20 protein-coding genes, 1 pseudogene and 1 riboswitch are annotated in these 21,764 nt (G+C 71.4%); of the genes and pseudogenes, 12 read left to right on the top strand and 9 right to left on the bottom strand.

The genetic code is table 11. The features are described 5' to 3' along the window. Positions 1 to 56: 56 nt before the first annotated feature. On the top strand, positions 57 to 1,553 hold the full coding sequence (locus tag ACIPFH_RS29070; protein WP_401830939.1) for a M1 family metallopeptidase: 1,497 nt from the start codon (positions 57 to 59) through the stop codon (positions 1,551 to 1,553). A 4-nt stretch (positions 1,554 to 1,557) separates the two neighbouring features. Here the strand turns inward: ACIPFH_RS29070 and ACIPFH_RS29065 are convergent, their stop codons facing one another. Next, positions 1,558 to 2,592, bottom strand: a complete 1,035-nt coding sequence (locus ACIPFH_RS29065; RefSeq protein ID WP_401830936.1) for a GNAT family N-acetyltransferase — start codon at positions 2,590 to 2,592, stop codon at positions 1,558 to 1,560. A gap of 214 nt (positions 2,593 to 2,806) precedes the next feature. On the opposite strand from ACIPFH_RS29065, the pseudogene ACIPFH_RS29060 reads away from it, so the two are divergent. Continuing rightward, positions 2,807 to 3,289: pseudogene (locus ACIPFH_RS29060) on the top strand (RNA polymerase subunit sigma-24); the annotation flags it as partial. 162 nt (positions 3,290 to 3,451) lie between these two features. Here the strand turns inward: ACIPFH_RS29060 and ACIPFH_RS29055 are convergent. After that, positions 3,452 to 4,027, bottom strand: a complete 576-nt coding sequence (locus tag ACIPFH_RS29055; protein ID WP_121402233.1) for a TerD family protein — start codon at positions 4,025 to 4,027, stop codon at positions 3,452 to 3,454. A gap of 255 nt (positions 4,028 to 4,282) precedes the next feature. On the opposite strand from ACIPFH_RS29055, the gene arfB reads away from it, so the two are divergent. Continuing rightward, entirely contained in the window at positions 4,283 to 4,720 is a 438-nt protein-coding gene (gene arfB, locus ACIPFH_RS29050; RefSeq protein WP_356253780.1) for an alternative ribosome rescue aminoacyl-tRNA hydrolase ArfB, read from the top strand. A gap of 312 nt (positions 4,721 to 5,032) precedes the next feature. Continuing rightward, entirely contained in the window at positions 5,033 to 5,896 is an 864-nt protein-coding gene (locus ACIPFH_RS29045) for a sigma-70 family RNA polymerase sigma factor (protein WP_401830934.1), read from the top strand. Between the two features lie 75 nt (positions 5,897 to 5,971). Here the strand turns inward: ACIPFH_RS29045 and ACIPFH_RS29040 are convergent, their stop codons facing one another. Then, positions 5,972 to 6,478 (bottom strand): GNAT family N-acetyltransferase, encoded by a 507-nt coding sequence (locus ACIPFH_RS29040; protein ID WP_401830933.1) that lies wholly within the window; start codon positions 6,476 to 6,478, stop codon positions 5,972 to 5,974. A gap of 50 nt (positions 6,479 to 6,528) precedes the next feature. Further along, positions 6,529 to 7,104 carry a flavin reductase family protein gene (locus tag ACIPFH_RS29035; protein WP_401831154.1) on the bottom strand — a complete coding sequence of 192 codons (576 nt, stop codon included), beginning with the start codon at positions 7,102 to 7,104 and terminating at the stop codon, positions 6,529 to 6,531. Positions 7,105 to 7,459: 355 nt separating this feature from the next. Between ACIPFH_RS29035 and cdgB the strand changes: the two genes are divergently transcribed. Then, positions 7,460 to 9,127 (top strand): diguanylate cyclase CdgB, encoded by a 1,668-nt coding sequence (cdgB, locus tag ACIPFH_RS29030; protein ID WP_401830930.1) that lies wholly within the window; start codon positions 7,460 to 7,462, stop codon positions 9,125 to 9,127. Positions 9,128 to 9,248: 121 nt separating this feature from the next. Beyond that, positions 9,249 to 10,199: a carbohydrate-binding protein gene (locus tag ACIPFH_RS29025; protein ID WP_401830928.1), complete on the top strand. Its 951-nt coding sequence runs from the start codon at positions 9,249 to 9,251 to the stop codon at positions 10,197 to 10,199. Positions 10,200 to 10,217: 18 nt separating this feature from the next. On the opposite strand, the gene ACIPFH_RS29020 is transcribed toward ACIPFH_RS29025, so the two are convergent. The 3 genes from ACIPFH_RS29020 to ACIPFH_RS29010 all read right to left on the bottom strand — a co-directional run bounded on the left by ACIPFH_RS29020 (position 10,218) and on the right by ACIPFH_RS29010 (position 13,456). Beyond that, entirely contained in the window at positions 10,218 to 11,147 is a 930-nt protein-coding gene (locus ACIPFH_RS29020; protein WP_401830925.1) for a 1-phosphofructokinase family hexose kinase, read from the bottom strand. A gap of 141 nt (positions 11,148 to 11,288) precedes the next feature. Continuing rightward, positions 11,289 to 12,515, bottom strand: coding sequence for an N-acetylglucosamine-6-phosphate deacetylase (gene nagA / locus ACIPFH_RS29015; RefSeq protein WP_401830923.1), 1,227 nt, complete (start codon positions 12,513 to 12,515; stop codon positions 11,289 to 11,291). Then, entirely contained in the window at positions 12,515 to 13,456 is a 942-nt protein-coding gene (locus tag ACIPFH_RS29010; RefSeq protein WP_401830921.1) for an ROK family protein, read from the bottom strand. Before ACIPFH_RS29010 ends, nagA begins: the two co-directional genes overlap by 1 nt. Positions 13,457 to 13,648: 192 nt before the next feature. On the opposite strand from ACIPFH_RS29010, the gene ACIPFH_RS29005 reads away from it, so the two are divergent. The 3 genes from ACIPFH_RS29005 to otsB all read left to right on the top strand — a co-directional run bounded on the left by ACIPFH_RS29005 (position 13,649) and on the right by otsB (position 16,145). Beyond that, on the top strand, positions 13,649 to 14,911 hold the full coding sequence (locus tag ACIPFH_RS29005; RefSeq protein ID WP_401830918.1) for an ABC transporter substrate-binding protein: 1,263 nt from the start codon (positions 13,649 to 13,651) through the stop codon (positions 14,909 to 14,911). A gap of 85 nt (positions 14,912 to 14,996) precedes the next feature. Next, positions 14,997 to 15,242, top strand: coding sequence for a DUF3263 domain-containing protein (locus ACIPFH_RS29000; RefSeq protein ID WP_401830916.1), 246 nt, complete (start codon positions 14,997 to 14,999; stop codon positions 15,240 to 15,242). A gap of 30 nt (positions 15,243 to 15,272) precedes the next feature. Further along, positions 15,273 to 16,145: a trehalose-phosphatase gene (gene otsB, locus ACIPFH_RS28995; RefSeq protein ID WP_356253756.1), complete on the top strand. Its 873-nt coding sequence runs from the start codon at positions 15,273 to 15,275 to the stop codon at positions 16,143 to 16,145. On the opposite strand, the gene ACIPFH_RS28990 is transcribed toward otsB, so the two are convergent. Further along, entirely contained in the window at positions 16,133 to 17,545 is a 1,413-nt protein-coding gene (locus ACIPFH_RS28990) for a trehalose-6-phosphate synthase (protein WP_401830913.1), read from the bottom strand. The genes otsB and ACIPFH_RS28990 overlap by 13 nt on opposite strands. Before the next feature lie 162 nt (positions 17,546 to 17,707). On the opposite strand from ACIPFH_RS28990, the gene ACIPFH_RS28985 reads away from it, so the two are divergent. Next, a complete protein-coding gene (locus ACIPFH_RS28985; RefSeq protein WP_401830910.1) occupies positions 17,708 to 18,433 on the top strand; it encodes a hypothetical protein in 726 nt (241 codons plus the stop codon). Positions 18,434 to 18,498: 65 nt separating this feature from the next. Here ACIPFH_RS28985 and ACIPFH_RS28980 read toward each other — a convergent pair whose 3' ends face one another. Continuing rightward, positions 18,499 to 19,443 (bottom strand): glucosyl-3-phosphoglycerate synthase, encoded by a 945-nt coding sequence (locus tag ACIPFH_RS28980; protein WP_401830908.1) that lies wholly within the window; start codon positions 19,441 to 19,443, stop codon positions 18,499 to 18,501. Between the two features lie 169 nt (positions 19,444 to 19,612). Next, a riboswitch (SAM riboswitch) is annotated at positions 19,613 to 19,778 on the top strand. Positions 19,779 to 19,796: 18 nt separating this feature from the next. Between ACIPFH_RS28980 and thrC the strand changes: the two genes are divergently transcribed. Next, positions 19,797 to 21,098, top strand: a complete 1,302-nt coding sequence (gene thrC / locus ACIPFH_RS28975; protein WP_401830907.1) for a threonine synthase — start codon at positions 19,797 to 19,799, stop codon at positions 21,096 to 21,098. Positions 21,099 to 21,235: 137 nt separating this feature from the next. Continuing rightward, complete coding sequence (locus tag ACIPFH_RS28970) at positions 21,236 to 21,511, top strand: ubiquitin-like small modifier protein 1 (RefSeq protein ID WP_385281045.1); 276 nt, start codon at positions 21,236 to 21,238, stop codon at positions 21,509 to 21,511. The last annotated feature ends 253 nt before the right edge of the window (positions 21,512 to 21,764 follow it).

Here is a 21,764-nt window from a genome sequence, read left to right as displayed (position 1 = left end):
AGGCGATGGTGTCACGCCCCCGCGCCGGAGCCGGTCGTCCCCATAAGATCGCTGACATGTCCCGATCCGTACGCCTTGTTCCGGCGGTGGCCGCCGCGACGCTCGTGCTCGCCCTGACCGCGTGTGACGACGAAGGGGCGCCGGACGCCTCGGGCGCCCCGGGCGTGGGCGACCCGTACTTCCCGAAGGCGGGCAACGGCGGCTACGACGTCTCCCACTACGGCCTCACCCTCGCCTACACCCCCGAAGGCAACCGACTCAGCGGCACCGCCGCCGTCACGGCCCGCGCGACCGAGGACCTGGCCGCCTTCGACCTGGACCTGGCGGGCATGGAGGTCGAGGCGGTGACCGTCGAGGGCGGCGCGGCCGAGTTCCGCCGGGACGGCCAGGAACTGATCGTCCGCCCGCGCGACACCCTTTCCGAGGGCGAGACCTTCGAGGTCCGGGTCCGCTACTCCGGCAGCCCGCGGACGATCACCGACTCGGACGGCTCGAAGGAGGGCTGGCTGCGCACCGGGGACGGAGCCCTCGCACTGGGCGAACCGAACGGCTCGATGGCCTGGTTCCCCGGCAACCACCACCCGTCCGACAAGGCGTCCTACGACGTCGCTGTCACCGTCCCGAAGGGCCTGACTGCCGTCTCCAACGGCGAGTTGAGGAGTGAGAGGAGAGCGGACGACGGCCGTACGACCTTCACCTGGCATGCCGCCGAGCCGATGGCGAGCTATGTGGCGACCGTCGCGATCGGCCGCTACACCGTCACTCGCCCCACCGTCACCGGTGCCTCAGACGCGGACGCGGAAACGGACACGGACACGGACACGGAGGCGAACGCGGCCCCGGACACGGGAGCAGGCTCCGGCTCCGCGACGGAGGGCGGCCTGCCGGTGTATGTCGCCGTCGACCCGTCCCAGGTGGCCGCGAGCCGCAAGGTGCTGGCCCGGCTCCCCGAGGTCATGGAGTGGGCGGAGACCAACTTCGGTCCCTACCCGTTCTCCTCCGCCGGCGCGATCGTCGACCGCCCCGAGGATGTCGAATACGCCCTGGAGACGCAGAACCGCCCCGTCTACCCCGGCGCCCCCGACCTCGAGACCCTCGTCCACGAGACCGCCCACCAGTGGTTCGGCGACTCCGTCACGCCGAAGAACTGGCAGGACATGTGGCTCAACGAGAGCTTCGCGACCTACGCCGAGTGGCTGTGGGCGGAGGACGAGGGCGGCGCCACGGCGGAGGAGACGTTCACGAAGCTGTACGACCACGGCGAGGACGAGTACGAGGACCTGTGGGCCTTTCCGCCCGCGAAGCCCACGACCGCGGCCAACATCTCCGACAGCCCCGTCTATCAGCGCGGCGCGATGGTGATCCACCGCATCCGAACGACCGTCGGCGATGACGCCTTCTACGACATCGTCCAGGGCTGGGCCGCCGCCCACCGCCACGGCAACGCGAGCACCGGCGACTTCACCGCGTATGTGGAGCAGCAGGCGCCGGAGGACTTCACCGAGATCTGGGCGGACTGGCTGTACGGGGAGGGGAAGCCGGAACGCCCCTGATTCGTCAGCGGGTTCCGGACGACGGTGGCCGGTGTCGGTCTCCTGCTCCCGGTCCCTCCTCCTCTACCGCTTCTTCTTCCCCTTCTCCTTCTCCCTTCCTCTCCCAATCGTCGATCAGCCGGGCGAGGCCGGGCGGCCACACCGGCTCCGCCTCCTGCGCGAGCTCCTCGCGCGTCCACCAGCGCCAGCCGAGGATGCCGTCCGTGGCATGGGAGGCCGCGAGGTCGGGGCCGCCGGGCTCGCGGTGCGGGCCGGTGGTGACGTAGATGTGCTCGTGCTGGCTGACGAGGATGTTCATGCGGGTGAAGTCGTGTTCCCAGGTGCACAGCAGGGGCCCCGGCTCCAGGTCCGCCCACCCGGTCTCCTCGCGCAGCTCCCGCAGCGCCCCTTCGCGCGGCGACTCGCCCTCCTCCAATCCGCCGCCGGGCAGCGCCCAGTGCTTGCCGACCTCGGCGTTGTGGTAGCCGAAGAGGAAGACGGCGCCCTGCGGATCGACCACGGCCACCCGGGCGGCCCGGCGGGCCCGCCGCAGCGGTTTGCGCAACACAGCGCACGGGCGGCCGAGTTGGAGGTCGGGCCGATGCCCGATGACCTGGTAGCCGAGGGCGGTCCAGAAGGCGAGCCCCTGAGGGTTGGCGTCGAGTACGGCGAGCCGCAGGGCATCGCGGCCGGCCGTGCGGAAGCGGTCCTCGACCTGCTTGACGATCTGCCTGCCGTAGCCGCGGCCCTGCACGGCCGCGTCCACCATCAGCAACCCCACCCAGGGATCGGGATCGGCCGGATCGGGATGACGGTCGAGCGTGACGACGACTCCCACCAGCCGCCCTTCTCCGCGGGCGAGCAGCACCTCCACGCCCTCGCGCGCCAACTCCTGCGCCAGCGCCGCCGCCACCTGCTCCGGCCGGATGTCGTCCGGATCCGGGAACTCGCCGCTCAGGGCGTGGAACTCGTGGTGCGAGGCGTAGAGGGCGGTGAGTTCGGTGAGCAGGGGTGCGGGGATGTCGCGGTCGGAGGTGAGGGGGAGGGGGCTGAGAAGCATGAAGAGAGGCTAGTCGGCGGACCCCGGGGCGGACGTGCCTTCGCCGGGTGTCACATTCTCGGGCCCGGCGGTGTCTTCATGCCGTACACGCCGACAAGGCCGTACACGCCGGCCGACCCAGTACGTCGGCAGGCCGAGCAGAACCGAGCAGAACCGAGCAGGCCGAGCAGAACCGAGCAGGCCGGACAAGACACCGGGACAAGGAGAGAACACCGGCGAGATCGCCGAGGCGACGGGCAAGTCGGCGGCCGCGGTGCGGCAGATCGCGCGGCGGGCCCGCGAGCACGTGGCGGCCCGGCGGCCGCGGGTACGGGTGAGCCCGACGGAGCAGCAGGCGGTGGTGGAACGGTTCCTGGCGTCGTTGGGCACCGGGCGGTTGCAGGAACTGATGGAGATCATGTCGCCGGACGTGGTGCTGATCGCCGATGGCGGCGGGGTCGCGGCGGCCGCGTCGGCGCCGATCCACGGGGCCGCAACGGTGGCGAGAGTGCTCGCGCGTGCGAACCAGCCGACGGCGCCCGCGTTCGACACGACGACGGTGTGGCTCAACGGCGCGCCCGCGGGCCGGTTCGAGATCGACGGCGAGCCGACCGCGGTGAGCCTGGTGGTGGAGAACGGGCGGGTCATCCGGGTCTATCTGATGAGGAACCCGCGGAAGCTGACGCGGCTGGACGAACCGGCCGGACTCGCCAGGTAGGCCCGCCCCCGCTCGCACCGCGCGAGCGACCGGGCGAGCCACCGGGCGAGCGGGCGGGCGGTCCCGCTCCCGGCCGCGTCCGGAGCGAGGACGCCGCGGAGCCCCCGGCCGAGTGGCCGGGGGCTCCGTCGCAGCGTGCGCGCGCGTGGGTGTGCGCGTGGCTCAGACGCTCACGCCGAAGTCCTGGGCGATGCCCACGAGACCCGACGCGTAGCCCTGGCCGACCGCGCGGAACTTCCACTCCGCGCCGTTGCGGTAGAGCTCGCCGAAGACCATGGCCGTCTCGGTGGCCGCGTCCTCCGAGAGGTCGTAGCGGGCGATCTCGGCGCCGCCCGCCTGGTTGACGATGCGGATGTAGGCGTTGCGGACCTGGCCGAAGTTCTGCGAGCGGTTCTCCGCGTCGTAGATCGAGACCGGGAAGACGATCTTCTCGACGTCGGCCGGGAGACCGGCCAGGTTGACGTTGATCGCCTCGTCGTCGCCCGCGCCCTCGCCGGTGCGGTTGTCGCCCGTGTGGACGATGGTCTGGTCCGGCGTCTGCTTGTTGTTGAAGAAGACGAAGTGGCCGTCGGAGTAGACCTTGCCCTGGGGGTTGACCGCGATCGCGGAGGCGTCGAGGTCGAAGTCCGTGCCGGTGGTGGTGCGGACGTCCCAGCCGAGGCCCACAGTGACGGCGGTCAGGCCCGGAGCCTCCTTGGTGAGCGAGACGTTGCCACCCTTGGACAGGCTTACAGCCATGGTTGGGAGTCCTTCCCTCGTTGCGTACGGCTTCGTACGGGGCTTCGTACGGGCACGAAGCTACAGCTATCCCTATGAACGCAGCGAAGGGTGCTCAAGGTTCCCCGCCACTCCGCGTTTCTTTACTTTCTTTACCAAGACGTCCGGCTACGGGTTCCGTGACGGGGCCCGTAGCCGGGCCGCGACGCATCCCGCGCCGGGCCGCGACAGGTCCCGGGGATATTCGCGTGACGTGGGAGTGCCGTGAGCGGGAACATGGTCGGCATGTCTGGTCCCTATGTCGTCCGCGGCTCCGTCTCGCTTCCCGAGGCCGAGCTCATGTGGCGTTTCTCGCGGTCTTCGGGGCCGGGCGGGCAGCACGTCAACACCAGCGACTCGCAGGTGGAGCTCCGCTTCGACCTCGCACGCACCGAGGCGCTGCCCGAGGTGTGGAAGGCCCGGGCGCTCGAGCGGCTGGCCGGCCGGCTCGTCGACGGCGTCGTCACCGTCCGTGCCTCCGAACACCGCTCCCAGTGGCGCAACCGCGAGACCGCCGCCGTGCGTCTCGCCGCCCTCCTCGCCGAGGCCACCGCCCCGCCGCCCAAGCCGCGCCGGCCGACCCGGATACCGCGCGGGATCAACGAGCGCCGGCTGCGGGAGAAGAAGCAGCGGGCGCAGACGAAGCGGGGCCGCACCGGACGGGACTGGTCCTGACGGAACCGGGACCCACCACGACCGGGCGGGACCCATCACGACCGGGCGGGGCCGCTCACGACTGGGCGGGGCCGGTCAGGACCGGGCGGGGCCGCTCCTGATCGGGCGGCGACGGCGTACCGACCGGGCGGCGGGAGCGTTGCCGACCGGGACGGCCCGGTCCCGGTCCTGACCGGGAGAGCCCGCTCCTGACCGGTCCCTGATCGATTTCCTGGCACCTCGCGTGCGCGTGCCACTACTCGTGTGTCACATCCTGGCCGTGCCGTCCGTCAGATATCCAACAGCCGACGACGAACAGGGATGTGACGAACGATGGCACCGGGCGACGACGACTTCCTCGCCGAGCGTTTCGAGGCGCACCGCGGCCGCCTGCGTGCCGTCGCGCACCGCATGCTCGGGTCCGCCACCGAGGCCGACGACGCCGTGCAGGAGGCGTGGGTACGGCTCAGCCGGAGCGGTGGCGACAGTGCGGGCGGGGAGATCGACAACCTGGCGGGCTGGCTGACGACCGTTGTGGGCCGGGTCTGCCTGGACATGCTGCGTTCGCGCCGCTCCCGTGCCGAGGAACCGCTGGAGAGCTGGACGCCGGTCCCGTCGTCCGAGGCGGCCGATCCGGCGCAGGACGCGCTCCTCGCCGACTCCGTGGGCGTCGCGTTGCTCGTCGTCCTGGACACCCTCACCCCCGGCGAGCGGCTGGCGTTCGTGCTGCACGACCTGTTCGGCGTGCCCTACGAGGAGATCGCCGGCATCGTCGACCGGACCCCCGAAGCCGCCCGGCAACTCGCCAGCCGGGCCCGGCGCCGGGTGCGGGGCGCCCAGGAGCCGGACGTCGATCCCGCCCGGCAGCGGAGGGTCGTCGACGCCTTCCTGGCCGCCGCCCGGGGCGGGGACTTCGAGGGGTTGCTCGCCGTGCTGGACCCGGACGTCGTGGCCCGCTCCGAGGCCGGGGTGGTGGCGGGCGCGGCGGCGGTCGCGTCGGGCGCGTCGCGTTTCGCCGCCATGGCCGCCGTGGCCCAACCCGCGCTCGTCGACGGCGCGACGGGACTGGCGGTGCTCGTCGGCGACCGGGTGGAGCGGACGCTCATCTTCACGTTCGTACGCGGCGGCCGGATCGCCGTGATCGACGTCGTGACCGACCTCGACCGCATCCTTGGACTGGAGGTGGTCCTGCTCTAGGGCCTTTCGTTCGGAACAACGCGGCGAGGTGCGGTGCCAGGGCTCGCGAGCCCGGCCTGATCCGAACGAGAGGCCCTAGACCACGAGGTCGGGCAGCCGCGGGGACGGGTCCAGTGAGAGGACGCCGACCGTCTCGCCCTCGCTGGTCTCCCCGGTCCTTCTGAAGCCCAGCTTGAGATAGAAGTCCGCGGGACCGTGCTCGCCCTCGTGCCAGGTCACGTACAGCTCCTCGGTGCCACGGCGGCGCAGTTCCGCGGCGACGGACTCCACGGCGAACCGGCCGTAGCCGCACCCCTGTTCGCCGGCGGCGATGTTGAGCCGCCACAGGCCGGAGCGGATCAGGGTGCGGTCGCCGTGGCCGTTCCATTCGATGTCGAGGAATGCCATGAGAAAGCCGACGGGCCGGTCCTCGTCCATGATCAGGCGCGGCCAGGCGACGCCTTCGGGATGGACATGGGCCTCCGCGAGCGACCGCATGACCGGGGAGACCGCGAACTCCTGCTCAGGGTGCACCCGAATGCCGGTCGCGGCCTCGAAATTCCGCGGAGTTATTTCCTCGAGACGGGGTCCTGGAGACGTCATGCGGGCACCCTAGGCGGAATGATCGTCAGGCGGCCACGGCATTTCCGCCGTCATCCCAACTGCCGGTAACGGCCCCGGAAATACATCAGCGGGCCGCCGTCCGCACTCGGTACCGACGCGGTCAGCACCCGGCCGATCACCAGCGTGTGGTCGCCCGCCGGAACCCGCTGCTCGGTGCGGCACTCCAGGGTCGCCAGAGCGCCGCCGACCAGGGGCGCGCCGGTGACCTCCCCACGCGTGTACGGGATGTCGTCGAAGAGCAGCCGGTCGCTGATGCGGCCCTTCATGGCGAAGCGGCCGGCGATGTGGCGCTGGCTCTCGGAGAGCACCGACACCGCCCACGAGGGCTGCTCGTCGAGCAGGTCGTCCATGCGGGAGCCGGTGCGCAGACTGATCAGGACCAGTGGCGGGTCCAGGGAGACCGACATGAAGGCCGTCGCGGTCATGCCGACGTCCTCACCGTCCGGTGCCCGGGGATCGTCCGGGTCGAGGGACGCTTCCCGGGCGGTCACCAGCACCACGCCGTCGGCGAGCCGGGACATGGCGGCGCGGAACTCGTCGTTGCTCACCCCCTCAGGATGCCTGGGAGGAGTCGTCGACACGGTCTTGGGTACGGTGTTGAGCACGTCTGGGGACACGTCCGAAACGCTAGTGTCCGGCCGGTGCGCGCCGCATCGGACCTCCGCCCGAGTAGGGTCGTAGGACTGTGGACCGATTCCCCCGGCTCCCTTTCGGTGCCTGTCCGTGTTCAGGAAACACACAGGAAAACGCGGAAACTCCACTCAAATGTTCACCTTCGCCTGTGACTTGAGTCACAAGGCGTATTAATTGTTGACCCTGTGTACCGAGTGGGCAGCGCGCTGTGATTCAGTGGCGGAGGCGTCACAAGGAGACACACACCGACAACACAGCACCAGAAACGACGTTACGCCGAAGACAACCCTTGATTCGCTGCGAAGTCTCGGGGGGAGGGCGAAACACATGGAGACCGAGTCGGAGCCTTACGTCCGCCTTGCGTCCCTGCGACAGCTGCACCAGGTCATGGGCGACATGAACACGGCCCGTAGCCTGGCCGACACACTGCAGACCGTCGCCGACGGCGTGGTCACGGCACTCGGGTACGAACTGGCGTGCGTCAACCTCGTACGCGCTGACAACAACCTCGTGGTCGCCGCCTTCGCCGGCAACCCGGCCGCCGAGGCCCTCATCACCGGCCGGGTCGGCTCGCGCGAGTCCTGGGATCGGCGCCTCGGCATGGGCGAGACCTGGGGCGACCTGGTCTTCATACCCCACACCGAGGGCTGGATCCTCGACGACGACGACGTCCCCCAGTGGTACACCGACGGTCCCGCGCCCCGCTTCGAGGACGAGTGGCACCCCTCGGACCGCCTCTTCGCCCCCATGTACATGCCCGCCGCCCCCGGCAGCGGGGGTGCCTGCGGGGAGCTGATCGGTGTCCTGTCCGTGGACCGGCCGCGCAACGGCCGGCGGCCCGGCGCGTGGGGGCGCGAAGCCCTCCAGATGTACGCCTTCCAGGCTGCCATCGCGATTAGCAACGCGCGTCTACGTGCGAATATGCAGCGGGCACTGGTCAGGCTCGAACGCGAGCAGCAGGCGCTGCGCGCCAGTGAGGAAAGCTTCCGCCAGGCCTTCGAGTACGCCCCCTCCGGCATGGCGATAGCCGAGATGGGCGGCGACCAGCACGGGCGGATACTCAGGACCAACGACGCCCTGTGCCGTCTGCTGGGCCGCCCCGCCTCCGCGATGCGCCGCTACTCCTTCTCCGACCTCGTGCACCCCGAGGACATAGGCACCCTGCTCCGCACTTCCGCGGAGGGCGGCCGCGCCGAACTCCGCCTCGGCCGCAGGGACGGCACCTATGTCTGGGTCAGTCTCCGCAACTCCGTCGTCGCCGACGCCGCCGACGGGCCGCGTTTCCTCCTCACCCACGTCGAGGACATAGAGGACCGCAAGCGCCGCGAGCTCCAGCTCGCCCACCGCGCCTCGCACGACTCCCTCACCGGTCTGCCGAACTCCGCGGAACTGCGCTCGCGCCTCGCCGCCCGGCTCTGTCAGCGCCCCCGGTCGACCCACCCCGCCGCCGTCGACGCCATGGACACGGCCTACGGCCACGCCGCCTTCGACGCCAACGGCCACGGCTTCGACTACCGCCCCGGCGGCACCGAGTCCTTCGACGGCTACGACCACCATGTGCACACCGCCGCCCCCGAAGAGGGCAGCGACGACGGCGCCAAGGGGCTCGCGGTCCTCTTCTGCGACCTCGACGGCTTCAAGTCGATCAACGACCGGTTCGGCCACAACGCCGGCGACGCGGTTCTCATCGAGGTCGCCCGCCGGCTCTCCCGCCAGGTCCGCGACGGCGACACGGTCGCCCGGCTCGGCGGCGACGAGTTCGTGATCCTCGCCGACGGCCTCGGCCGCGCCGACGCCGCCGACCTCGCCGTACGCCTGCGCAACGAGATCATCCAGCCGATCCGCGCCGAGGGCAGGGCCGTGCGGGTCGGCGCCAGCTTCGGCATCGGCTGGGCGCATTGCGGGATGACCGCGGACGAAGTTCTGAAGTCCGCCGACGAGCGCATGTACGTAGAGAAACGATCTCGTCCCAAACAGCACCGACGTGCGGGATGATCACCAGGTCAGCGAACCGATGCGAGCAGAGTCACCTGTTTGGGCCATTCGGAGCGGGTAGGCTCGCCAGTCTGACCGCATCATTCGCATCCGACCCGCACCTGCTGAGGAGTACCAAGGGATGACGTCCGGGAACAACGGGGCGAGCACGCCCGAGGACGACGACCCGTTCGGCTACCTCTACGCCGACGGCCAGGCCAATGGGGCCCAGCCGCCGTCCGGCGGTGGCTACGGCTACCCCAACTCGGTCAGCAGAGTGCGCGCGGTCGGCGAGCGCCGTAACGGACAGCAGCAGACCGCGCAGTACGGGCAGGCGCCGACGGTTCCTCAGCAGGGCGCGTACGGCCAGCCGAACGCGCACTACGCGGCGCCCGAGAACTTCTCCGGCGGCGGCGGTCCCTCCACCGGCCGGCAGCCCGTGCAGGGCGGCGGCGGGCGTGGTCGTGGCCCCAACACCAAGGGTCTGCTGATCGGCGCGGTCGCGGTGGTCGCCGCGGTCGTGATCGGCATCGCGGTGGCCATGGCCAACGGCGACGACGGCTCCGACGACAACAAGGCGAGCGACCAGGTCTCCACCTCGGCCTCGGCCTCCGCGAGCGCCTCACCCAGCGAGTCGGCCCCCGACGACGCGAACGAGGCCGAGCTGCCGAAGGCCGACGCGAAGGCGCTGAACCTCGGCGGCAGCGCCGCGCTGGCCTCGGACGTCGAGGGCGCGCAGGCCGACGGCGGCGTCTACGTCGGCAACCTCAACCAGGTCGGCAACTCCGTCACCTGGACGGTCAACGGCATTCCGTCGGACGGCACGTACACCGTCTTCGCGCACTACAGCGCGGCAGGTGAGGACCAGTCGATGACGCTCACCGTCAACGGCAAGGTCTTCGGCACCAAGTTCAACCTGGGTAACTTCGCCCATGCCAAGGACGGCGACTTCGCCAAGGGCTGGACGAAGACCTACTCCTGGCCCACGCTGACCAAGGGCACCAACACGATCTCGGTCTCCTGCCAGGACGGCGACAAGTGCAACGTCCTGCTGGACCAGCTGTACCTGAAGGCCGGTCAGGTCAAGAACTGACCCGGCTGCCCCCCGGCTTCAGGCCGCGGTGGCCTCCGCGGTCACCGTGATCCGGCCGAGCAGCGACTCGTAGGCGGCGCGGTCGAACTCGCCCGCCACCGGGGCCGTCACGGTCGCCGCCGACAGGGCGACGGCGCGGGACAGGCGGTCCGGCCAGGGGAGGCGTTCCACCAGGCCGGACAGCAGGCCCGCGACCGCCGAGTCACCCGCGCCGGTCGGGTTGCCGTGGACACGCAGTGGCGGAGCGGCGCGCCAGCGGCCCTCCGGGGTGACCGCGAGGAAGCCTTCGGCGCCCAGCGAGGCCACGACGGCGTGCGCGCCGCGCCTGCGGGCGTCCCGGGTCGCCTGCGACGGCTCGTGCGAGCCGGTGAGTTCGGCCAGTTCGTCGGCGTTCGGTTTGACGACGTCCGGGCGGGCGGCGACTCCCCGGCGCAACGGCTCCCCGCTCGTGTCCAGCAGTACGGGGACGCCCGCGGCCCGTGCCGCCCGTACCAGGACCGCGTAAGCGCCCACCGGCACCCCCGGCGGCAGGCTGCCGCACAGGGCCACCGCGTCGGCGCCGGCGACGAGATCCTCGTACGCCTCCTGGAAGGCGGACCACTCGGCGGGCGCGATTATCGGGCCGGGTTCGTTGAGCTGGGTGGTGTCACCCGTGCGGGCGTCGACGACGGCGACCGTGCGGCGGGTGGCCCCGGCGACCGGCACGAGCGCGTCCACCACCCCGGCCGTACCGGTGAGCAGGTCCTGCACGGCCCGCCCGGTGGCGCCGCCCGTGAAACCGGTCACCGTCACCTGGTGGCCGAGGGCGGCCAGCACCCGGGCGACGTTCAGCCCCTTGCCGCCGGGCCGCTCCCGTACGTCGGTGACCCGGTGCGAGGCGTGCGCGCGCAGTGCGGGCACGTGATAGGTGACGTCGAGAGCGGTGTTCAGGGTGACGGTGAGGATCATCTGGGCCGGCCTCCTCCCCGATGGCGTGCGAACGTGACCGGTCCCGGAGCCTTCGCGAGTCCCGGGAGGCCTGATCATGCCAAAGAGACGGCGACCGGCCCAGCCCTCGGGTCGGCCACCGTTTCCGTGCGGGCGGACGTTTCAGGTCAGTTGGGGATCCACCACCCAGTCCCCCTTGCGCATCACGCCCTTGAGCTCGAAGTTCTCGTCCAGCAGGACCAGGTCGGCGTCCTTGCCGGGTTCCAGTGAGCCCACCCTGTCGTCGATGCCCAGCAGCCGGGCCGGGTTGGCGGACAGGGCGGCCACCACGTCCTCGACCGGCAGCCGGTCGATCGTCACCGCCCGCTGGAAGGCGCGGTCCTGGGTGAGGGTGGAGCCCGCGATCGAGCCGCCCTCCACCAGCCGGGCCACGCCCTCGCTGACCTCGACCTCCAGCGGTCCGAGCAGATAGCGGCCGTCGCCGATGCCGGCCGCGTCCATGGCGTCCGTGATGAACGCGACCCGGCCCGGCCCGGCGTGCCGGAACGCCAGTTCCAGGGCGGCCGGGTGCAGATGGGTGCCGTCGTTGATGAGCTCGACCGTCACCCGCTCGTCCTCCAGGAGCGCGGCGATCGGGCCGGGGGAGCGGTGGCCGAGCTGCGGCATCGCGTTGAAGAGGTGGGTGGCGACGGTGGCTCCGGCCTCGATGGCCTGAACCGTCTGCTCGTACGTGGCGTCCGTGTGCCCGACGGCTGCGATGACGCCGTGTTCGGCGAGCAGCCGTACGGAGTCCAGGCCGCCGGGGAGTTCCGTCGCGAGGGTGACCATCCTGGCCCGGCCGCGCGCCGCGTCGATCAGCTTGCGCACCTCCGACGGGTCCGGGTCGCGCAGCAGTTCCTCGGAGTGCGCGCCCTTGCGGCACGGCGAGATGAACGGGCCCTCGAAGTGGATGCCGGCCAGGTCGCCCTGCTCGGCCAGCTCGCTCAGCAGGCCGGCCTGACGGACCAGGATGTCCATGTCGTCGGTGACGGTCGAGGCGACGAGGGTGGTGGTGCCGTGCAGACGGTGGGTGTGGATGGCCTTCAGGACGTCCTCGGCCGTGCCGGAGAAGGAGGCTCCGCCGCCGCCGTGGTTGTGCAGGTCGACGAAGCCGGGGACCAGCCAGTGGCCCGTCACGTCGATCACCGTCGCGGTTCCGCGCGGGGTCCCGTGCGCGGCTTCTCCGGACGTGATCTTCGTGCCGTCGATCGTGACGCGGCCGTCGTCGACCGTGCCGGTGGGGAGTACCACCCGGGCGCCGGTGAGTACCCGCCTCCGTGCGCCGGTTGCGGGCCGCGGGTGCGTCGTGGCTGGTCGCGCAGTTCCCCGCGCCCCTAGGGGGGTGGCCATCAGGGGGTTACCTCCGTACGGTCGGTTGATTTGAGGAGATCCCAGGCCAGTAGGCCCGCGCCCAGGCAGCCCGCGCTGTCGCCCAGGGCCGCCGGGACTATCTCCGGCAGCTTCTGGAAGGTCACCCGGCGGCGGACCGCGTCCCGTAGTGGTGTGAACAGGGTTTCCCCCGCCTCCGCGAGGCCGCCACCGATGACGAGCGCGCGGGGGTCCAGCAGGGTGAGCGCGGTGACCAGGCCGTCGGCGAGCGCGTCCACGGCCGCCTGCCAGATCCGGACGGCGTTCGGGTCGCCGGACACGACGGCCTTCGCGCAGTCCGCGGCATCGGCCTCCGGGTCCCCGCAGGCCGCCGCCCAGGCAGCGCTGACCGCCGCCGCCGAGGCGAACCGCTCCAGACAGCCGTGCTGCCCGCAGGGACACGTGGTTCCGCCGGGCCGTACGACGATGTGGCCGATCTCGCCCGCGAAGCCGTGGGCGCCCGCCTCCACCCGGCCGTCGACGCCGATCGCGCCGGCGATGCCGGTGCCGAGTGCCACGAACAGGAACCGGTCGGCGCCCCGGCCCGCACCGATCCGGCCCTCGGCGAGGCCGCCGGTGCGCACGTCGTGCCCGAGGGCGACAGGAGTGCCGAGGCGGTCGGCGAGCAGGGCGCGCAGGGGTACGTCCCGCCAGCCCAGGTTGGCCGCGTAGGCGGCGACGCCGTTCGCCTCGTCGACGATGCCGGGTACGGCGACGCCGGCCGCGGCGGCGGGTTCGCCGAGCTGCCGGACGCCGTGTTCGCGCAGTTCGGCGGCGAAGTCGAGGATGCCGGCGACGACCGCGTCGGGCCCCCGCTCACGGCCGGTGGGCCGGCGGGCCCGGTGCAGCAGTGTGCCGTCCGCGCCGACCAGGGCGGCCTTCATCCCGGTGCCGCCCACGTCCAGGGCGATGACATGTCTCACGGTGACAGTGTGGACCGAGGACCCGCGAGAGGTCTAGTCCACTCGCGCCTCTTGGGGGTACCGTGCCGCCCCATAGGCCCGAAAGAGGTCTAGTCCACATAGGTGGTGTAGACCTTGATCCGGATAACGGTCCATTGGTATGAGCAATCAGTTGGGAGCAGTGCGGTGCAGCGGCGGGCACGGAAGTCAGGAATGATCTCGGGAACCATCGCGGGGGTGTCCGCCCTCGGCATGGCCGCGGTCCTCACCGGCTGCGGACTGTCCTCAGGCTCCGACGACGTCACCCTGAGACTGGTCGCCGCCGACTACGGCGACAGCAGCGCCAACAGCTCGCAGAAGTACTGGGACAAGCTCGTCGAGGCGTACGAGAAGGAGCACCCCGGCGTCACCGTCGACGTGACCGTCTACTCCTGGAACGACGTGGACGCCAAGGTCAAGGCGATGGTCGAGGCGGGCAAGGCGCCCGACATGGCCCAGATCGGCGCGTACGCCGACTACGCGGCCGCCGACCAGCTGTACAGGGTGAGCGACCTGCTCTCCATCCCCGTCGAAGCCGACTTCGTGCCCCAGCTCGCCAACGCCGGCGAGGTCCGCGGCGTGGGGTACGGCATGCCGTTCGCCTCCTCCACGCGGCTGCTGTTCTACAACAAGACCCTCTTCGCCAAGGCCGGCATCACGCCGCCGACCACCTGGGCCGAGCTCGCCGAGGACGCGAAGGCGCTCAAGGACGAGGGCGTGAAGTACCCGTACGCGCTGCCCCTCGGGTCCGAGGAGGCACAGGCCGAGACCCTTCAGTGGCTGCTCAGCGGCGGTGGCGGCTACACCCAGACCGTCAGCGCCTACAGCATCGACTCCACCGAGAACGTCGAGACCTTCGACTGGCTGAAGAACGACCTGGTCGGCAAGGGCCTCACCGGGCCGGTCGCACCGGGCAAGCTGAACCGGGCCGCCGCGTTCGCCGCGTTCGCCGCGGGCGACGTGGGCATGCTCAACGGACACCCCTCGCTGATGAAGGCGGCCGAGAGCAAGGGCGTGAAGTTCGGCATGGTGCCGATGCCCGGCGTCGCCGGCCCGAGCAAGGTCTCCATGGGCGTCGCCGACTGGATGACGGCCTTCAAGCAGAACGGACACGCCGACGAGGTCGGCGACTTCCTCGACTTCGTCTACGACGAGAAGAACGTGCTCGACTTCTCCCGCGAGTACGACCTGCTGCCGGTCACCAACTCCGCCTCCCTGGTCATGGGCGCGGCCGAAGAGGACGCCGACCTCAAGCCGTTCCTGGACGAACTCGTGCTCTCCGAGACCTATCCCGTCGGGCGGACCTCCTGGGCGAAGGTCAGCGCGGAGATCAAGAAGCGGATCGGCCAGGCTGTGACCGAGAACGGCGACCCGGCCGCGGTGCTGAGCGCGCTCCAGACCACGGCCACGACGCTGGACGACGGCTCCGGCGGATGACCGGGCGGGCCGCCGGGTCCGTCGGGTGCACCGGATCCGTCGGGTGCACCGGGACGCTGTCGGTGCCGGGCGTTACGGTGCGGACATGGAGCGGCGAGCGGAAGAGGACGAGCTGGGGGCGGCGGAGCGGGACCTCCTCGCCCTGGAGCGGCGCGGGTTCCCCGGCCCCGGCGCCAAGGAACGGGCGATACGCGAGGAGCTGGACCTGTCCCCGGTCCGCTACTACCAACTCCTCAACGCCCTCCTGGACGACCCCAGGGCCCTGGCCCACGACCCGGTCACGGTGAACAGACTGCGCAGGGTGCGCGAGACGAGGCGGGGGGAGCGGTAGTCGCGGGCGCCCGTTGGTTATCGTCGCCGTATGGGCAGCCACGAGACGCACTCCACGGATCCCGACCCCCTCACCCTCCCCGTCCCGGTCACCCCGGCGGGCCGCGACGCGCTCGACGCGATCGTCGGCCGGCCGTCCACCACCCTCGTCGCGCTCGACTTCGACGGCACCCTCGCCCCGATCGTCGAGAACCCGGAGGACGCCCGGGCGCACCCCGACGCCGTCCCCGCGCTCGCGGCCCTCGCGCCGAAGGTCGCCGCCGTGGCCGTCGTCACGGGGCGGCCCGCCGAGGTCGCCGTGCGGCACGGCGGGTTCGCCGGAGCGGCGGGGCTGGAGCACCTCTCCGTCCTCGGCCACTACGGCGCCGAACGCTGGGACGCCCGCACCGGCGCCCTGAGCGCCCCCGCTCCGCACCCGGGAGTGGCCGCGGTCCGCGCCGAACTCCCGCGGGTGCTGGCCGCCGCAGGGGACCGGCCGGGCGTCTCGGTCGAGGAGAAGGGCGGCCGGGCCGTCGCCGTCCACACCCGCCGCGCCGACGATCCCCAGGCCGCCTTCGAAGCCCTGCGAGCCCCGCTCACCGACCTCGCCGCCCGGCACGGCCTGATCGTCGAGCCCGGCCGGATGGTGCTGGAGCTGCGCCCGCCGGGCATGGACAAGGGCGTCGCCCTGCTGGAGCACGTCCGCGAGACCGGCGCGCGCGCCGTCCTCTACGCCGGTGACGACCTGGGTGACCTGCCCGCCTTCGCCGCCGTGGAGAAGCTCCGCTCGGACGGCGTTCCCGGGCTGCTGGTGTGCAGCGGCAGCACGGAGGTCGGCGCACTGGCGGAGCGCGCGGACCTCGTCGTGGACGGGCCCGCCGGGGTCGTGCGGCTGCTGCGGCAGCTGGCCGCTCAGCTCGGCTGAATCTCCCGCAGGGCGTTCAGCTGGTCCAGGAACCACTGGGCAGGGGGGAGCGCGGTCGCGGCCGCGGCCAGCCGCTTCGTGCGCTCGGCCCGCTCCTCCGGCTTCATGCTCAGCCCCTCGTGCAGGGCGCGGGCGGTCTCCAGGACGTCGTACGGGTTCACCGTGATCGCGTCCTCGCGCAGCTCCCAGTAGGCGCCCGCCTCCCGGGACAGGACCAGCGCGCAGCCCTCCTCGGAGATCACCGGAACCTCCTTGGCGACCAGGTTCATGCCGTCGCGGATGGGGTTCACCAGGGCCACGTCGGCCAGGCGGTAGGCGGCCAGGGAGCGGGCGAAGTCGTCCTTGAGGTTCAGCAGGACCGGGGTCCAGCCGGGCGTGCCGTAGTGGTCGTTGATCTCCTCGGACAGGCGCTGCACCTCGGCCATGTAGTCGCGGTAGACGGCGAGGTCCTGGCGGGAGGGGTAGGCGAAGGCCACGTGGACGACCCGCTCGCGCCACTCCGGGTGGTCCTCGAGCAGCTGCCGGTAGGCCAGGAGCCCGCGCACGATGTTCTTCGACAGCTCGGTGCGGTCGACGCGGACGATCGTCTTCCGGCCCTCGCCGATCTCCGCGCGGAGTGCCGTCAGGCGCTCGTCGACGTCCGGCCGGTGCGCACGCTCGCGCAGGAAGTCGGCGTCCGCGCCGAGGCCGTGCACGCCGACCCGCGTCTTGCCCGGTCCGCCGGCGAACTCCGTACAGCACGCGGCGAACGCGTCGGCCCAGCGCCGGGTGAGGAAGCCGAGGCGGTCCGCGCCCAGCATCCCGCGCAGCAGCTGCTCGCGGATGTCCCCCGGCAGCATTGCGAAGTAGTCCACCGGCGCCCACGGTGTGTGCGAGAAGTGTCCGATGCGCAGGTCGGGGCGGAGGTCGCGCAGCATCCCGGGGACAAGACACAGGTGGTAGTCCTGCACGAGGACGGCCGCGCCGTCCGCCGCCTCCTCCGCCAGCGCCTCCGCGAACGCCCGGTTGTAGGCCTCGTACGACGCCCACTGCCGGCGGAACTCCGCGTCGAAGGCGGGCTCCAGCGGCGTCTGGTAGAGCAGGTGGTGGACGAACCACAGCACGGAGTTGGCGATGCCGTTGTACGCGTCGGCGTGCACGTCGGCCGGGACGGCCAGCATGCGCACGCCCTCCTCACCGACCCCGCGCCGAACCGCCTCGCGGTCGCCGTCGGAGAGCGCCGAGCACACCCAGAGGGCGCCCGTGTCGGGCCCGATGGCCGACAGGCCGGAGACCAGCCCGCCGCCGCCGCGTTTCGCGTGCAGCGAGCCGTCCTCGCCCACCTCGTAGGAGACCGGGCCGCGGTTGGACGCGACCAGCACCTCGGCGGCCCTGGCGGCAGTGTCGTGCGTGGAAGCCATACGCCTCAACCTAGCCCGGTCTGTAAACGCTCAAACGTTCGCCGCGGCGAGGGCAGGGTCACCCGCGGCTCCCGTTCCCGCCGAGCGCGTTGTGGAGATTGTGTGATGAGAGGAGGATGCGCCCTGCACTCGCACAGCGCACCTCGGGGGGTTTCCATCGCCATGCTCCGACTTCGTCCGCACCACCGCCACGCCCGCGGCGTCTCCTGGGCCGTCGCGCTGACGGCCGCGGCCGCCCTGACCCTGGCGGGCTGCCAGGGCGACGACACCGACGCCGACGGCAAGGCCGCCCCGGAGACGACCGCGGCCGCCGGCGCGACCCCCGCGCCGAGCAGCGCGACTCCGGAACCGGAGCCGTCTCCGAGCAGCAGCAGCCCGGCGCCGACGCCCACGGTCGCGACCCTCGTCGACCACTCCGGCACCGCCGTCGGAAAGGCCGTGGCCGAAGCCGAGGCGGACGGACTCCGCTACGTCGTCTACCTCCAGGGCACCGGCGCCTCCCTCGACGGCGGCGGACGGAAGGCCTCCTCGTGGAACGCGGGGGAGAAGATCTGCGAGCAGATCGACGACCCCGCCGACGTCAACAGCTCCTTCGACGTGGCCTTCGTCGTCCCGCGAGACGGCCGGAACTGCGCCGGCAGCCTGCTGCACACCCCGAAGCCGACGAAGACGGCAACCGGCACGACCAGCGGCGGGACGACCGGCGGCTCCGGTTCCGGCGGCAAGGGGTGCGAGCTCACCAGCCCGGCGGGCAACTGCTACGCCGACGGCCAGTTCTGCGCCCAGCGCCACCGCGGACTCAGCACCTACGGCAAGGGGGGCGAGTACCTCACCTGCGAGGAGGACGCCGCCGGAGTCTGGCGCTGGTCGGACGGCCACGCCGGCTGACGCGCCGCCGCCCGACGATCCCGTCCCGGGCCGGTCCCGGGACGGGATCGTCGGGCGGGAGGGTCCTAGGCCACCTTCCGGGTCGCGTACTCCGCGACGTCCGTCATCGGCGGCCGTTCCTCGGTGTCCACCGAGTAGGTGCGCGGCTCGAAACCGTCCGAGCTCCGTTCGAACTGGGTGAGGGACGGGCGGATCAGGTGCCCGCGGGCCAGCCGGAGCTGGGCGGTGCGGTAGATGGCCGCCGCCATCCGCCCCAGCGCCTGGCCGTCCTGGTGGCGGTGCTTGCGCACGCCGACGTCGACCTGTGCGAGGGCGTCCAGGCCCACCAGGTGGAGGGCGTCGACCAGCATGCCCAGCTCCACGCCGTAGCCGACGGGGAAGGGCAGCTGCTCCAGCAGGCTGCGGCGGGCCGCGTACTCGCCGCCGAGCGGCTGCACGAACCCGGCCAGCTGCGGCCAGTGCATGTTGAGCAGCGGGCGGGCCATCAGCTCCGTGACCCTCCCGCCCTGGCCGGCCGCGCCGCCCAGCGGACGGTCGTACATGCCCTTGACCAGGTCCACCCCGGGATCGGTGAGCAGCGGGCCGACGATCCCCGAGACGAAGTCGGAGGAGAACTCCCGCAGATCGGCGTCGATGAAACAGACGATGTCGCCGGTCGTGACCAGCAGCGAGCGCCACAGCACCTCGCCCTTGCCGGGCACGGCCGGTATGCGCGGCAGGATGTCGTCCCGGTGGACGACCCGCGCGCCGGCCGCCGCGGCGACCTGGGACGTACGGTCGGTCGACCCCGAGTCGACGACGACTATCTCGTCGACGAGCGGGACCTGGTGCATGAGGTCGTGTCGGATGATCGCGACGATGTCACCGACCGTCTCCTCCTCGTTCAGCGCGGGCAGAACGACGGACACCGTCTGGTTCGTGGCGCGCTTCGCGGCCAGGATCCTGTGCAGCGGACGGTCGGTCAGGGACCAGGAGCGGGTGGCCAGCCAGCGCTCGGTTTCTTGAAGCACAGTCTGCGGCTCCTCACTGTCGTGATCACACCGGGTGCACGGAGGGTGACCGTGTGATCCATCTCGCGGTTCGGACGACTATCTCAACTGTCCTGGCCTTCGGTTACAGTCTTGAACAGCGCGGGTGACCATCGCATGTCCGAGGCCGCCCCCGTTCACAACTTCATACCGCTCATCCAGAGGGGCAGAGGGATACGGCCCGATGAAGCCCCGGCAACCCTCCAGCCGGTCTCGTAACGATCACTGATCCACTCGGTGACCGCTCCGCGAGGCTCCCGGCTCGGGAAGGTGCCAAATCCGTCTCACGGCGAGATGCGTCGTGAGGAAGATGAGGAGAAAGGGCCTCGCCTCACATGGCTGCGCAGACTGTTGCAAGCACCACCGACTCTACGACGACCTCCGCTGTCGACCTCGGTCCGGCCACCGGGCTGAGCTGCCGCGAGTGCGGTCACCGCGTGCCCCTCGGCCCGGTCTTCGCCTGCGAGGAGTGTTTCGGCCCGCTCGAGATCGCGTACGACTTCTCCTCCTACGACACGGAGGAGCTCCGCAAGCGCATCGAGGCGGGACCCGCGAACATCTGGCGCTACGCGCCGCTGCTGCCCGTCCCGGCGGACGTGGCCGACAAGCCCAACATCAATCCCGGCTGGACCAAGCTCGTGCAGGCCGACAACCTCGCCCGCGAGCTGGGCGTCGACGCGGGCAAGCTCTTCGTCAAGGACGACTCCGGCAACCCGACGCACTCCTTCAAGGACCGGGTCGTCGCCCAGGCCATCGAGGCCGCCCGCGCGTTCGGCTTCACCACGCTCTCCTGCTCCTCCACGGGCAACCTGGCCGGCGCCGTCGGCGCGGCCGCCGCCCGGGCCGGCTTCCGGTCCTGCGTGTTCATCCCGCACGACCTGGAGCAGGGCAAGGTCGTCATGGCCGCGATCTACGGCGGCGAACTCGTCGGCATCGAGGGCAACTACGACGACGTCAACCGCTTCTGCTCCGAGCTCATCGGCGACTCCGCGGGCGAGGGCTGGGGCTTCGTCAACGTCAACCTGCGGCCGTACTACGCCGAGGGTTCCAAGACGCTGGCGTACGAGATCTGCGAGCAGCTCGGCTGGCGGCTGCCGGACCAGCTGGTCGTGCCGATCGCCTCCGGCTCGCAGCTCACGAAGATCGACAAGGGCCTCCAGGAGCTGATCAGGCTGGGGCTCGTCGAGGACCGGCCGTACAAGATCTTCGGCGCGCAGGCGGAGGGGTGCTCCCCGGTGTCCGTGGCCTACAAGGCCGGGCACGACGTCGTGCGCCCGCAGAAGCCGAACACCATCGCCAAGTCGCTGGCCATCGGCAACCCGGCGGACGGCCCGTACGTCCTCGACATCGCCCGGCGGACGGGCGGCGCGGTGGAGGACGTGAACGACGAGCAGATCGTCGACGCGATCAAGCTGCTGGCGCGGACCGAGGGCATCTTCGCGGAGACCGCCGGCGGTGTGACGGTGGGTGTGACGCGCAAGCTGATCGAGAACGGTCTTCTCGACCCGACGCAGACGACCGTCGTCCTCAACACGGGTGACGGCCTGAAGACCCTGGACGCGGTGGAGGGCACCGGTCTGACCGCCACCATCCGTCCGAACCTCGACTCGTTCCGAGAGGCCGGCCTCGCGTCATGAGCGGGGCGCTCCGCTATAAGACCGTATGTGCGCTGCGGGCCGGTGTGGGCCGGCCGCGCCCACGCGGCGGCAGCCGCACGATCCACATGGCCCCGCGCCCCTGAGGCCGACCCCCGACCGACCGGAGATCACAAGACATGAGCGTCAACGTCCGCATCCCCACCATCCTGCGCACCTACACGGGCGGCAAGGCCGAGGTGAGCGCCGAAGGAGCCACCCTCGGCGAGGTCATCTCCGATCTGGAGAAGAACCACACCGGCATCGCCGCCCGCGTCCTGGACGACCAGGGCAAGCTGCGCCGGTTCGTCAACGTGTACGTGAACGACGACGACGTCCGCTTCGAGCAGGGGCTGGAGACGGCCACTCCGGACGGCGCCGGAATCTCGATCATCCCGGCGGTCGCCGGCGGATGAACGCCGGTTGAACGACGAACTACCGTCGTTTCCACCCCGGCGGTACCCATCGGTAGTACCCACCGGTAGTAACCGTCGGTAACAGTGATTACCGAGTGTTCATCGAATTGCCCTCTCCGCGATAGAAGCGGAGGGGGCAATTCAGTGTGGTTGAGCGCGGTACAGTTGGGGAACCCGGTCCCGATCGCTGGATCCGGTGGTTTTTCTTTCCGCCCGGAGCCCGACAAGAAGCAGCCAAAGTGTGCGCCTCTTT

Source organism: Streptomyces sp. NPDC088157, from assembly GCF_044741545.1.
In the GTDB taxonomy this organism is placed as follows: domain Bacteria; phylum Actinomycetota; class Actinomycetes; order Streptomycetales; family Streptomycetaceae; genus Streptomyces.
This window is presented reverse-complemented; position numbering and strand designations above follow the sequence as displayed.